Origin of the sequence: Desulfuromonas soudanensis, from assembly GCF_001278055.1 — a bacterium.
GTDB lineage: Bacteria > Desulfobacterota > Desulfuromonadia > Desulfuromonadales > WTL > Deferrimonas > Deferrimonas soudanensis.
On sequence record NZ_CP010802.1, the window covers coordinates 2,349,251 to 2,362,804 of the forward strand.

Sequence of the window (13,554 nt, forward strand, 5' to 3'; positions counted from 1 at the left end):
TACCTTCCTTCAGCCGCAATCAAGATACTGACGATATTCGATAATACGTGCCGCACCGAGCAATTGCCGCGCCTGCCGGACATCCTCGCCGATGGCCTCCACAAGGGCATGGGGGGAGGGGAAACGCTTTTCATCCCGCAGGCGGCCGACGAAATAGAGACGCAGGGTTTCGCCGTACACATCCCCGGCAAAATCGAGGATGTGAACTTCGAGAGAGAGGCGCTCGGCACAGAAGGTCGGATTGTAGCCGATGTTGACCACCCCGTCCAGAACCGATTCCCCCCGCTTGACCTTTACGGCATAGACGCCGGGGCGCGGAAGGAGTTCCTTGTCGGTATCGAGATTGGCCGTGGGAAATCCGAGGCCGCTCCCCCGGTGGGCGCCGTGAATGACCCTCCCCTCGAGGGTAAAGTGCCGCCCGAGAAGGGGAACGACGCCGACGACGTCTCCGGCGGCGAGAAGCTGACGGATCCGGGTCGAGCTGTAAGTCTCCCCCTCATGGGCGACGGGAGAAAGAACATGAACGGCAAAACCGTACTCCTCACCCTTGCTGCGGAGAAAGTCGACGTCCCCCTCCCGGCCGCGGCCGAAGGCGTAATCGTAGCCGACGATCAGATGGCGGACGCCGATGCGGCCGACGAGAATCTCTTCGACGAAGCGACTCGCCGAAATCGATGAGGTTTCGACGGTGAAGGGGAGACTGATCAGGACGTCGATGCAGGAGGCCTCGATCAGGCGCTCCTTTTCGGCATAGGTGTTGATCAGCCGGGGAGCCCGCTCGGGAGAGAGGACTTTGAGGGGATGGGGGACGAAGGTGAAAACCACTGAGGTCCCTTGGGATTCCCGGGCCAGGGCTACCACCCGGCGAAAAATCTCCCGGTGCCCCAGGTGCACCCCGTCAAAATTGCCGATGGTCACCACGGCCCCCGGGAAAGGGGCCGTGATTTCCTGTAAGTCTCTTATAATTCTCATGGCGCAGCAAATGTCCGACGGGTCACTTGATTTCTTCCTTCCAACTTATGGCTGCTGAACAGAAGATCAGGTTTTTTTCCGTCTGCGCCGCGACCCGCTTCGACCCTTCTTCTGCCCCTCCTTTACCTTATCCTTCGGTTTTTCTTTCGGTTTGTCCTTCGGCCTCTGCCGGGGGCGGGGAACGAGACCGGTGACAGTGAAGTCGATCTCGCGACGTTCGAGATCGACCTTGGCGACGGTGACGCGCACTCCGTCGCCGACCTGGAAGATCTTCCGGGTATTTTCTCCGATCAGGCGCTGGCGATCCTCTTCGAAATGATAGAAATCGTCGGAAAGGCTGGAGATGTGAACCAGACCCTCAACGAAGATATCCTTGATTTCGACGAAGATGCCGAAGGCCTGAACGCCGGAGACGAAGCCGTCGAATTCCTGACCGACGGTTTCCTCCATGAACTGGCATTTTTTCAGGGCAATGATGTCGCGCTCCGCGTCCATGGCCCGCCGCTCCCGGTGGGAGGTATGTTCCCCCATTTCCGGCAGGACCTGCTTCAGATGACTGATGCGCCCCGGCGCCAGGGAACCCTTAAGGGAGAGTTCCCTCAGGGCGCGATGCACCAACAGATCAGGGTAGCGACGGATGGGCGAGGTGAAATGACAATAGCAGTCGGCGGCCAGGCCGAAATGCCCGATGTTGTCCGGGGAATAGCGGGCCTGCTTCATGCTCTTGAGGAGGGTCTGGTTGATCATCCGCTCCTCGGGTTGCCCGGCAACTTCGGCAAGAAGCGTCTGCAGGCGCTTGGCCTCGACGACTCCGTCGAGAACCAGGCCGTAGTTGAAGTGGGCGATGAACTCCTGAAAGGCCTGCATCTTCCCGAGATCGGGAGGCTCATGAATCCGGTAGAGAATAGGCACGTCATTGGCCGTAAGATAAGCAGCCACCGCCTCATTGGCGGCCAGCATGCACTCCTCGATGAGGCGGTGGGCGACGTTGCGCTCGGAACGGATGATGTTTTCCGGACGCCCCTGCAGGTCGAGAACGACCTCGGCCTCCGGCAGATCGAAATCGAGGCTCCCCCGGCGGCGTCTCATGGCGGTCAGGCGGCCCGCCAGCTCCTCCATGAGCCGCAGGTGCCCGAGAAGGCCCTGGAAATGAGCGCCCTCCCCTTCCCCCGTCGCCAGCATGTCCCGCACCTCCGTATAGGTCAGCCGGGCATGGCTGCGGATGACCGAAGGATAAAAGCGGCTCTCCACCTGTTTTCCCTGCTCGTCGAAAACCATCTCGGCGGTCATCGTCAGACGGTCGACGCCGGGGTTGAGGGAACAGATGCCGTTACTCAAGGCCTCGGGAAGCATGGGAATGCACTGGCCGGGAAAATAGACGCTGGTCCCCCGCTCGTAGGCTTCAACGTCGATAAGGCTCGATTCGGCCACATAGTGGCCGACGTCGGCGATGGAAACCCAAAGACGGATTCCACCCCCCTCTTCCTGGCGCACCGCCACGGCATCGTCAAAATCCCTGGCGGTTTCGCCATCGATGGTGACAATCGGCAAGGTCCTCAGATCGACGCGGTTACCCATCTCTTCAGCGCCGACTTCGCGCGGAACAGCCTCGGCGGCCGCAAGTACTTCCGGGGGAAACTTGTGCGGCAAACCATTTTTATGGACGATGGCAAGAATTTCCACGGCCGGATCATCGGCTTCGCCCAGCACTTCGATAATCGTCCCCTCGGGGCCGCGGGTCTTGCTCGGATAGTTGTCGATGCGGGCGACGACCACCTGCCCCGGCCGGGCCTCCCCTTCGGCGCCGGGGGGGATGAAGAGGTCCTGGGCGATGCGCGGGTCGGCGGCGACGACGAAGCCGATGCGGCGTCCGACCTCGTAGCGCCCGACCATCGTCTGGTGCGCCCGTTCCAGAACGCGGATGATGCGCCCCTCGGGCTTGCCGCCGCGGCCGCCGCGCTCGACCCGGGCAATCACCCGGTCGCCGTCCATGACTTCGCGCAGATACCGGGCGGGGACGAAGACATCCGCCCCCTCGCCGGGGCGGGGAGAAACAAACCCGTAGCCGTCCCGGTGGGCCCGAAGGACCCCGACGACCAGACTCACCTGGCTGGGGATGGAGTAACGCTCCCCCTTGAGGCTGACCAGGGCCCCTTGGCGGACCAGATCGTCGAGAAAGCGGATGGCCAGCTTTTGCTCGGCGGGGGACAGGGAGAGTTCGGCGAAAATCTCCGTGGACGTCAGGGGCTGTCGGGCGTGGCTTTGAAGAATTCGGAGCAGGTCAGGTGCGGATATTGGCATGACTGGACGTTCTCCCGGGGAAACAGGCGATGGCAAAAAACGAACGACGGGGAAAAAGAACCCCCGAAGGCGAAGCTGAAGAAGGTGCGAGAAAAAAGGGGATGGAGTGTACTTGATATGTCGGAAATATGGATTCGTAGAAGGGAGCCGGTGTGCTGGCGGAATCAGCGACCTTGTCGAGGTTGTAGTGGACTCCGAGAAACGGAACGAACCTGGCCATAACGGTGGTCCCCTCTCCAATCTGCTGGCAGCAAGGGGATAACTATACGTAAATCACTGGAGGAAATCAATAAAAGGGTTGCGAGGCAGGGAAAAGGGGGATGAGCTATTGTTCCATAAAACGAAAGGCAGCCGTCCTGGCTGCCTTTCGTTTTATGACCCTTGCGCGTTTTTTCCTGAGCCCATCGACATCAGGGCTTTTACGACGCGGCTAAAAATTGGGTTCAGCGATTCGCCATGATCGTAAGCCGCTGCGGATATTGAACGCCGGCTTGAAGCCAAAGTCGATGACGTTTCCCGTCCCCTGCTGGACATAACCGGTCGCTTCGCCTCCGGACTGTGATCCGACATGGATACCGACACTGGATGTCGTACCGGAACCGAGGTCGGTCTTGTCGACGACTTTTTCCTGGGTTTCGCCGTCAACCGTGACCGTATCCGTAGCACCGGTATAAACATTTTTGGTGACTTCAACACTCACACCATCGACAATTTCGGTTACGGTCGTTTGAGTTACTTTTTTGAAAACCGATTGTTTATAAGCCGTCCCAGTTTCGTAATAGAGAGCATACAGATAGCTGTTCCCACCGAAGCTGCAAACATCGCCTTCAGGGGTAAAGGTTGTAAAGAGCGAGACCCCCCCGATCACCGCCGGTTTGGTCAGAGACCGTTCGGCGCTTGTCGAAGACGGCAACGTTCGTTGCCAACCATCTTTTGTCCAGGCAGTGCGCTTGAGAAGATCGAAGTTTCCCCAGACCGTGTAAGTTCCCGGGGCACCGGTGAGGACCGTGCCGTTATCCAGCACCGAATAAGGATCGGCGTTGAAGAGATTAGCCGGCGCGAGCGTCAGGGCGCTCAAGGTATTGTGGTAATAGTCGTCATTAAAGATATAATCCTTGGGTGGAATCGCCAGGGGTTGATCTAATTGGTGCTCCTTGTTAAAGAAGGGATCCTTGATGCCATAGAGGTACTCGGTTTCGGTGCTGCTTTTGTCTCCGCCGAGGCCAAGGTTGAAATAGCGTCCCGTTCCGAAATAGATCCAGGTATTCAGGAATTGATCGAGACTCAGGGCCGGCGCCGCCGTGATCGGTCGCGGGGAATTAAACAGACGAACCAGTCTCCAGGAGGTGGGATCGGAATTGTATCTTCCATTGGTGCCCAACGCACCATAGGGAGAATTCGGCAAGGTGCCCTCCCAGGGAATGCGTACCTTGTACAGCGTCCCCTTCCAGGAAGGGGTTGCATTGTTGCTTGAATCGTAGGTCTGGCCGATATAGAAGGCATCGACATTGTAATTGAGCCCCATGTCGATAGAGGCCGGGGACCCCATGAATGCCCTGGTCTCGGCCGTCTGAAAGAGCCAGTCATTGGTCCCGGATTTATAAGGATTGCCGGTGAGGAGATCAACGACATAAATGCGGCCGTTGGTGGAACTGGTGCCTTCGTAGGTCGCCGGCCCCGATCCGAAGGTCGCATACCAGATACCCTTGTCGGTGGTACCGCTGGAGTCCTCCACCCTGAGTACCGCCGGAAAAGATGTGGTGTGGTTCAACCCGGCAAAGGTTTTCTCCCAGAGAAGCCTGGGATTTCGCGGATCGGTGACATCGATGGCGGCGTAACTGGGACGGAAGTAGCGCGTTTCAGATGTCGACCCGTCGAAGGCTCCGGTGGCGAAGATGTCCCCTCCGCCGGTGTTCATTCCGGCGATCAAGACGGTACCCCAACCATGAGGGTGGGTCGCATCCTCGGGAAAAATGCGGGCATCGAACACCTTGGGCTGCAGATCCATGTAGAAAACGTGCGAGTAGTCCGGACGGGCCAGCCACTTGAGATGAGGCAGCAGATTTTGCGGAATATAGGCCCACAATTCATCGCCGATCTCTTCACTGCTGGAGGCGACGGCAGGCTTAACGTAGCTTTTAGCCGTGGAGTCGTAGCGCCAGGAGGTAAAGGCATGGAGCATCCCGTCATTGGCTCCGACATAAACAGTCGTTTCCCGATTCTTGTACTGATTGTAAAACGCCTGGTAGGTCTGATCGCCGTAGATTGCGCCATAGTTATCAACCGGAGTCGAAACGGCGACGGGCGTTGAATGAATGATGTCGCCCAGTTTCCAGGTTTGTCCGTAAATCACCCGGTCACGCAGATTGAGGCTGTTATCGCTGTCGATGAAGGACGAAGTATCGAGGATCGGATCCTTGCCGCGAATATATTCGATCAGGTTCTGCGCACGATCAGCCTCGGTGGCTCCAAGATAGACGTTGTCCACAGCATTTTGCAGGCCGAGGAAGGGCTGGATGCTGGAGGCTGACACCCCGTTAAAATCCATTCTCTCCGAGGCATCGACTGTCTGATCGTTGTCCAGATCAAGATAGGTGTAAATCTTTCGGCTGTCGGCCGAGCGGCTTGCCAGGCGCGACCCCGCCTCCCAGACGACGGCGACATCGTCCATGCCTTTAATTACAGGGGAATCATTCAGGACATCGGGGTAAGGATGTTCAGAGCTGACATCGAAACGCATCACCTTGGTCACACCGTCGGTATCGACAAAGTAGCGGACAACCTTGTCTGTACTGGTGTCAAGAGAATGGTTGGCGTTGGTATCTTCACGGATAAATCCTTTTTCGTCGACCCAGAGGGACTGGAGATATCCGGTCCAGTAAATATCTTTGCCTCCGATGGTTTGACGTGGCCGATAGTAGGCCTGGACCAGGTTGCCCTGCCCTTCGCCGGAGGTTGCCAGAACCGAAACCGAGGTCCCCGAAGCCGAACCCTTGATGACCAGATCAAAAACCTTTTCCAGGGCATCCTCGACGCCGCCCCCCGATTCGGCATAGAAAAAACCATCCGGTTGCCCGTCTCCGCCGAGAGGAACTACGTCCCACTCCTCCTGCAGGTCTGGGAGGTTGTTCCCGTTCACGTCGTTGAAGTTGCCATACTTGGCAGCCAGCCACAGGGGATTCATCGGCGCAGGAGGAACGAAGTATTCTTGGTCCGAGGCGCGAAAGGCGATGGTATAGGTACGCACATTCTGGTCGCCTGGCATATCCGGCCGGATATCTTCGGTCATGGCATAGTGGGCAAGTCCAGCCAGGAGATAACTCGCATTGGCATCCCCCTCAGAAGGGCACATGCCGGTGACCTTGCTCAGATCATTAATGAATTTGGTCGCCTTGCAGCTGTTGTCCTGAAGCCCCCCGAGAATATTTCCGACAAATCGATCGGTACCGGTGATCCCCTCGGCATCGCCGACCGCTTTTGTCCAAGCGCTGGCATCAATAGGGAAGTCCGAAGAGGTGAAAGTGGAGAAGGGACTTCCGGAGATCGACTCGTGATCTCTGCTGGGGTATTCGTCATTCAGAATAACGATCGAGTTCTTCTGACACCAGGTTGTGATCGGATCTTCCCAGGGTTTATTGCTCGCACAGCCGAAAAAAGGATAACTATCGTCGTTCGTGCCCGACGGACAGAAGGCGGAGGTCGCTCCGGCGGTCGTCAGCCCTTTGTAGAACCGCAGAGCGTCGAAGTACATTTCACCCAGCGGATCCCACCCTTTTTCCGTGTAATTATTGATATAGCGAATCATTCCGGAGATGCCGCTGTTTTCCTGGCCATTGGTCTGGGAGAATTCGAAGCTGACATCACCGATGTTGCGACGGATAATTCCTCCGGCATCGACTTTCCCATGGCTGTAAGTCATAAGGCCGAAATCTATCCTGTCCGAGTAGCGTTGCAGAAGGCCCTGGGGTTTGTAATTGCCGGCTGGATACAGGGTACAGTTGTTCTCGAGGGAAACCTCGGAACTGCAGACTTCTACCTGCACGTCATATTGTCCAAGTGCCGTGTTCCCTTTGGTGGCCTGGAGTTTTATGCCGGTGCTCTTGAATTTAACACTGCCTGAGAAGGGAGTAAAATTTTCGGGGAGGTACCCCGTGTAGTCCAAAGGTTCCTTGGTCCAGGGTCTCGTGGCGATATTGGCCCGTTCCAGCCGAGTCGAGGCGACGGCATCGTCCCCGCGGCGCCCCCCGGTCAACGCCTTGCGTAAAAAATCGCCGTGGGACATGGTCAGCCAGTTGAGAAAGTTGCCGCTCCAATACCCGGCTGGAGCGTGATGGTTGGTTGTGCTCGCGTTGACCTGATAGGGGAAAAACTTTTTGGCGGTAGTGTACTTGTAACTTTTTTTCGGATCGAAGTAGCCGTAATAATCGATGGAATCGTTATAGGGTTGCTGATACCCCTCGGTAAATCCCGTCCAGTCGTTACTCAGAAGGATCAGGGCACTGGCCTTGACCGATGAGGCCATAACCGGCGGATAGGAGGTATAAGTGCCCATGGTTTGAGCAAAGACCGGGCCGTTGACCGACAGGACCAGCAAGAAGACAATGAACAGGGTCAGGGTTCCGCCAGGAATCAGTTTTTTAGATGTACTTTTCATTTTATAAACCTCCGGATGCCCCGAGAATCTTCACATATCGCGTACCGACAACCACCCGGGAGTTCGCCGGTCCATTGCCGTAGGCATCGATCTCATACTTGATGCCGATTCCGCCCACGGAACCGACACCGGCGCCGCCGGAACCGCTGCCGAACTCGGCGCCCCCTCCGGCGATCTGCTGGGCGCTGCGGGAAACGATGTCGATATCCACGGACCCTTGGGCCAAGTTGATTCTGAGATCACTTAACGAAGGGTCATCCGGAACCTTGTAACCCATCGCCTCCTTGTAGAAATCTCCGGCAACTGTGAAACCGCCGTCGATGGGATAACTCACCACCCCGGGGTGATCGGGATCCGCGCTGCCGGTGATCACTTCGCCGATCAGTTTGGCGGTTGCGTAGATCCCGCCGTCGGCGTTGTAAAATGCCATGTCCCGATATTTATCGTTGCTGGCGATCTTGTATTCAAAGACCGAAGTATTCGAGGCAGAAATGCCGAGAAGGGTCAACACCATGAGAATCAACAGGCTGAGGATGAGAACCGAGCCGGTTTCTTCCTTTTTTATCCTGGCAAACGACTTTTTCATGCCAATTCCTTTCGACAATACCGAATGATTCTTCTCTCTTCAGATCCCTGCGGGTTTGATATAGGAGAGCCGATAGGTTTGGGGGGGAAAAGGTTCGCCTGCATCGCCTCCCTCCCAGTCCCGATCCCATTCCACGGTCACCGTCACGGTCTTGACGTTGGGAATTGGGGTATTATCGACAACCTCCCATCCCAGGGAATATTCCTCGCGGATTTCCCAGGGATGCACACCGGCACCGGCGACCAGGTCGGCGTGTTCATAGGGGCGCCCGATCAACTCCTCCATCTTGCCGTGAGCCAAGGCTCCCCCTTTGGTCATCCCCATGGAACGAATGTCACTCCTTCCGGCATTGATCTGCATGGACGCCACCGCCATGAGCCCTATGGAGAGAATCAACATGGACACCAGAACTTCGATGAGGGAAAAACCCTGTTCCCTTCTCCGCGGACTCTTCATAATCCCAAATTCCTGAATTTGACAATCGTTGACAGGGTGCGGCGGCGGAAGTTGTCATTGAAGGCGAGTCGGCGGTTGGCCACCACATAAGTTTCGTTATTGATGAAGCCGGTGTCGGCCGTCTCGTTACGCACCAGAAGCCAAATCTGCACCGCCCGAATCCGATCGAGTTGGACCAACGTGGGGAGGGCAACTCCGGCGGCGTCATCATCGGCATCGATCACCCCGTCGTCATTGGTGTCCAGGGCGGTATCGAGGACGTTGTCGTTGTCGGTATCCATGGCCCAGATCAGGTTTCCTCCGGCCGAGGTATCGATGACACGATCAGCGTCCTGATCAAAGGCATAGGCCAGCCCGATGGCATCGACATTCTCGGCGAGGAGCTGGCGCCCCCCTCCCCCGACAACTCGCCCCAGGTCGGTGCGTCCGTCCGGAGTATCGACGGGAAAATCATAGAGAACGTAACGGATGGTTTCGTTACTATCCAGCAGACCATCCTCATTGTCGTCCATCTCAAAGGTGATGGAGCTGTCCCCTGTCGTATCAAGATTGTTGTCGAGATTCCTGAGACCGATATCCGTAATGCCGAAATTCCCGCTCTCCGTCGGATCATATCCGGCCATCAGCAGATCCTGGGAGAGCATGTCCAAACCCGCTCGAAGGGTCTGCTGCATGTCCACCACCTGGGTCTGGACGGTAAATCTTCGCGAATCGGTGATGAAAATCGACACGAGAGCCGTGCCGACGACTGCCGAAATGACCAGGGCCACCAGCAACTCGACCAGACTAAAGCCTTTTTGCCTTGTACTTGATTTATTCATGGCGATTTCCATTCCCATTTATTACCAACTGTCGGTCGAACTCTGTTGCATCCGGACAGTTCCCGTCGGCGACATAACGAGCCGATAATAGCGGCTGTTGGCGTTTTGCAGGACCACTCCCCCGAGGTTGTTCTCCAGAGGGAGTCCCCTGTAATTGAAACCGGCCCACATCGCCGGAGATGTCCCCGTGAAAGTTGAATTGGCGGACAAGGGCATGGACACGCCGGCACCAATGGCCTTTTCGATAATCTTCTCCTCATCACCATCGGGGAGTCTGTTCCCGGCAACACCACCGGCACCGGCACCGTTGTCGATAAAGACCGTATATTCGCCGACGCCACCGGCGGGCGAATAGGCCCCTTTAATAAAAGAGATGGTTACATCGGTGTTTCGGCTTACGGCCTCGAGTCTTGCCGTATGAAAGGCCGAAAGCAGATCCCGCGCCTCGGACTTCAGCACAGTGTTCTGCCGCATTTGACGGATCCCCGGCACCGCAATGGCACTGGCAATAGCCAATATCGCCACAACGATCAGCAACTCAATCAGGGTAAAACCCTTGTTTCCCATCCGGCTTGCATTCATCCCCTACCTCCTGCCTTAAACCCATGAGCAATATTCGCACCAATAAGCTCACAACAAAGACCATCCAGCGTTCCATCGGGGTCAAAGAACTGGAATGTAAACGACATTTCAGCAAAGCGGACCCCCTATGCGAGCGGTCACACTGGTGCCACTCATCGATTACCCCCCCAACGTCCCGCCTGAATGCGCAAATTCTGCGTACCACCACGCAGTTATTTCACCGTTCACTCGATGCCGTACTCCTTCACCTTATAGAGAAGGGCGCGCAGGCTGATCTCCAGCAGGCGCGCGGCATGGGTCCGATTTCCGCCCGTGGCCGCCAGGGCCTTGGCGATATATTCGCGCTCCAGGCGCGATGCCGCCTGTTTGAGGGAGAGACTGCTCGGCTCCGTGCGATTTTCACGGCGGACCTCCCAGGGGAGCTCGGCGCCGTCGATCGTCTCCCCCCGGCAGAAGATGAGGGTCTTCTCGATGAAGTTTTCCAGTTCCCGAACGTTTCCCGGCCACCGATATCCCTGGAGAAGGTCGATGGCGGCGCGGGTGAAAACCGGCGGCGATCGCCGCTCGCGGGCGGCGATGCGGGCAACGAAATGCTCGACGAGAAAGGGGAGGTCTTCCATCCGCTGCCGCAGGGGAGGAATGGGGATTTCCACCACGGCCAGGCGAAAATAGAGATCGTCGCGGAAACGCCCCCGGGCCACCTCCTCCCTGAGATCGCGGGCGGTGGCCGTCAGCACCCGGACATCGACCCGGCGCGAGCGGCTCTCTCCGACCCGGCGAATTTCGCCCTCCTGAAGAACGCGCAGCAGCTTGGGTTGCAGTTCGAGGGGGAGTTCGCCGATTTCGTCGAGAAACAGAGTGCCGCCGTCGGCGGCCCCGAACAGTCCGGGGCGGTCCCGGTCGGCGCCGGTGAAGGCCCCCTTGACGTGACCGAACAGTTCGCTCTCCATGAGGCTTGCCGATATTGCGCTGCAGTTGACGGCGACAAACGGACGATCCCTGCGCCCCCCCTCGTTGTGGAGGGCCCGGGCGACCAGCTCCTTGCCGGTCCCCGTTTCCCCGGTAATCAGGGCCGGGGAAGACGAGACGGCCACCTGGCGGACCAGCTTCAAAACCTGCTCCATGGAGGCGCTGACGGAGACGATTCCCGATGGAGGGGAGACGGTCGCCAGTTCGTCGCGGAGACGGTCGTTTTCCCGCCGCAGGCGGAGGCGCTCTTCGGCCTTGCGCAGGGTCAGGATCACCTCATCGGGCTTGAAGGGCTTGGAGATGTAATCGTAGGCGCCGCGCTTCATGCATTCGATGGCGGTATCGATGGAACCGTAGGCGCTCATCATAATCAGCGTGACCGGAAGCTTGCGGGCAGCGACCTGATCGAGAAAGGCCAGCCCGTCCATCTCCGGCATGCGGATATCGCAGAGGACGAGGTCGAAGGGCTCCCCCTCGAGAATGGCAAGAGCGACGGCGCCGTCGGCCGCTTCGATCACCCTGTACCCGGCTTTTTCGAGGACCAGACGCAGCATGTGGCGCAGGGGCGCTTCATCGTCGATCACCAGGATCTTTTCATCGTCACGTTTCATGGCACCTCGATTCGGCTTCCTTCAGCCTGACGGTAAAGCTGCTCCCCCTGCCGGGTTCGGACTGCACGGAAATGACGCCGCCGGCCTCGCTGACCACCCGGTGGCAGACGGATAGGCCGAGCCCGCGCCCGCGTCCCGGGGCCTTGGTGGTATAGAACGGATCGAAGATGTGACTGGCGATCTCCTGACTCATCCCGGCCCCGGTATCGGAGATCGAAAGGGAGACCCAGCCCGGCTCCGAACCTCCCGCGAGCCCGATCGTCCCCCCAGGGTCGCAGGCGTCCCGGGCATTCAGCAGAAGGTTGACGAAGACCTGCAGCAGTTTGTGTCTGGCGATGGAGGTTTTCGGCAGCTGCAAAGGGAGCGCATCGGTCAGGGACAAGGCTGCCAAAGCGCCTTGCTGGACAAGGATGTCCCGGGCCTCCCTCAGGACCTGAGCGGGATCGATCAGTTCGGTATCGATGGGCGAAGGAGCCGCGTAGTCGAGGAGGTCGCGGACCAGACGGTCGATGCGCCCGGTTTCGGTGAGGGCGCGTTCGGCCAGATCCTTTTCGGGGCCGGGACCAAGATCTCCCCGCAGGATTTCGAGATAGCCGATGACGGCGCCGAGGGGATTGCCGATCTCGTGAGCCATGCCTGCGGCCAGATGACCGACCGAGGCCATCTTTTCCGAGCGCAGCAGCTCCTGCTGCGCCTGCAGGAGCTCCAGATTGGCATCATGCAGGGTGGCAATAGCCTCCTCGCTTTGCAAACGGCTCGCCTTGAGGGCGGCGACCATGGTGTTGAAGGAACCGGCAAGATCGGAAATCTCGCTGGGGCCGGTAACGGGAAGGGTCTGTTCCAGATCGCCCCCGGCGACCTGCCGGGTGCTCGCCATCAGCTGCCGTACGGGGTGGACGACGTTGCGGCTCAACAGATAAACGCCGGCTGAAACGAGTACGGTTCCGTACAGGAGGGCATAGAGAATGACCAGCTTCTGTGCTGAGGCGACCTGCCGGCGAACATCCGCCAGGGAAAAACGGACCTGCAGAGAACCGGCAAATTGCTGGCGATGAAAAACAGGGACCGAGACGAGAACCGAGGCCGCGCCGCCAAACCCGGGGATCCGGTTAAAGTCGTAATCTATTTTTGACAGGGGTTCGGATTGATAGCGGACCTGAAGGATTTCGGTTCGGTCCGGGACAAAACCGGAAGAAGCGGCCAGCGACGTCAGATCCCTGTCGACAAGGCACCAGCCTGCAGGAGAAAGACTTCCGGAGAGGGGCTGGAGAACCGTTTCGACCCGTGCCCTGAGATCATCTTTTTCCGCAAGGTCGGGAGCCAGGACCCCGGCGACGATCTTCATCGTCGCGGAAACGGAAGATACCCGTTGGGCGACCAGTTCCCTTTCCGTCAATTTGACCAGCAGAAAACCTCCGAGCAGGAGCGCCGCACCGACAAGAAAGGAGATGTTGACGATAATTTCCGTACGCAGTCCGACCCTTCTTTTCACGGACATCTCCCCTGGCCGGCAGGTTGAGGAAAATCTGTCGTGCACGAATGACCCCCTCGGGCCACGGCCAAGATAGCACACAGCGCCGGCCGGGTGAAAGGGGGAGTCGG

9 protein-coding genes are annotated in these 13,554 nt (G+C 58.2%); all 9 read right to left on the reverse strand.

The genetic code is table 11. The annotated features are described in order from the left end of the window. Positions 1-9: 9 nt before the first annotated feature. On the reverse strand, positions 10-972 hold the full coding sequence (locus DSOUD_RS10585; protein ID WP_053550980.1) for a bifunctional riboflavin kinase/FAD synthetase: 963 nt from the start codon (positions 970-972) through the stop codon (positions 10-12). 66 nt (positions 973-1,038) lie between these two features. Then, a complete protein-coding gene (gene rnr / locus DSOUD_RS10590; protein WP_053550981.1) occupies positions 1,039-3,273 on the reverse strand; it encodes a ribonuclease R in 2,235 nt (744 codons plus the stop codon). A 430-nt stretch (positions 3,274-3,703) separates the two neighbouring features. After that, positions 3,704-7,927 (reverse strand): pilus assembly protein, encoded by a 4,224-nt coding sequence (locus DSOUD_RS10595; protein ID WP_053550982.1) that lies wholly within the window; start codon positions 7,925-7,927, stop codon positions 3,704-3,706. Between the two features lies 1 nt (position 7,928). Next, positions 7,929-8,513 (reverse strand): PilX N-terminal domain-containing pilus assembly protein, encoded by a 585-nt coding sequence (locus DSOUD_RS10600; protein ID WP_053550983.1) that lies wholly within the window; start codon positions 8,511-8,513, stop codon positions 7,929-7,931. Between the two features lie 39 nt (positions 8,514-8,552). Continuing rightward, the gene (locus DSOUD_RS10605) at positions 8,553-8,969 is read right to left on the reverse strand and encodes a type IV pilus modification PilV family protein (protein WP_053550984.1); all 417 of its coding nucleotides are present in this window, start codon (positions 8,967-8,969) and stop codon (positions 8,553-8,555) included. After that, positions 8,966-9,790 carry a prepilin-type N-terminal cleavage/methylation domain-containing protein gene (locus DSOUD_RS10610; RefSeq protein WP_198300306.1) on the reverse strand — a complete coding sequence of 275 codons (825 nt, stop codon included), beginning with the start codon at positions 9,788-9,790 and terminating at the stop codon, positions 8,966-8,968. The genes DSOUD_RS10605 and DSOUD_RS10610 overlap by 4 nt, the downstream gene beginning before the upstream one ends. A 21-nt stretch (positions 9,791-9,811) precedes the next feature. Beyond that, positions 9,812-10,372, reverse strand: a complete 561-nt coding sequence (locus tag DSOUD_RS18700) for a GspH/FimT family pseudopilin (RefSeq protein WP_053550986.1) — start codon at positions 10,370-10,372, stop codon at positions 9,812-9,814. A 224-nt stretch (positions 10,373-10,596) separates the two neighbouring features. After that, on the reverse strand, positions 10,597-11,952 hold the full coding sequence (locus tag DSOUD_RS10620) for a sigma-54-dependent transcriptional regulator (protein WP_053550987.1): 1,356 nt from the start codon (positions 11,950-11,952) through the stop codon (positions 10,597-10,599). After that, on the reverse strand, positions 11,942-13,444 hold the full coding sequence (locus DSOUD_RS10625) for a sensor histidine kinase (RefSeq protein ID WP_198300307.1): 1,503 nt from the start codon (positions 13,442-13,444) through the stop codon (positions 11,942-11,944). Before DSOUD_RS10625 ends, DSOUD_RS10620 begins: the two co-directional genes overlap by 11 nt. Between the last annotated feature and the right edge of the window lie 110 nt (positions 13,445-13,554).

What these genes read in the sequence shown, in the direction of transcription:
- DSOUD_RS10585 (WP_053550980.1), bottom strand. Translation starts at nt 972, where the DNA reads ATGAGAATTATAAGAGACTTACAGGAAATCACGGCCCCTTTCCCGGGG.
- DSOUD_RS10620 (WP_053550987.1), bottom strand. Translation starts at nt 11,952, where the DNA reads ATGAAACGTGACGATGAAAAGATCCTGGTGATCGACGATGAAGCGCCC.
- DSOUD_RS10595 (WP_053550982.1), bottom strand. Translation starts at nt 7,927, where the DNA reads ATGAAAAGTACATCTAAAAAACTGATTCCTGGCGGAACCCTGACCCTG.
- DSOUD_RS10605 (WP_053550984.1), bottom strand. Translation starts at nt 8,969, where the DNA reads ATGAAGAGTCCGCGGAGAAGGGAACAGGGTTTTTCCCTCATCGAAGTT.
- rnr (WP_053550981.1), bottom strand. Translation starts at nt 3,273, where the DNA reads ATGCCAATATCCGCACCTGACCTGCTCCGAATTCTTCAAAGCCACGCC.
- DSOUD_RS10600 (WP_053550983.1), bottom strand. Translation starts at nt 8,513, where the DNA reads ATGAAAAAGTCGTTTGCCAGGATAAAAAAGGAAGAAACCGGCTCGGTT.
- DSOUD_RS18700 (WP_053550986.1), bottom strand. Translation starts at nt 10,372, where the DNA reads ATGAATGCAAGCCGGATGGGAAACAAGGGTTTTACCCTGATTGAGTTG.
- DSOUD_RS10610 (WP_198300306.1), bottom strand. Translation starts at nt 9,790, where the DNA reads ATGAATAAATCAAGTACAAGGCAAAAAGGCTTTAGTCTGGTCGAGTTG.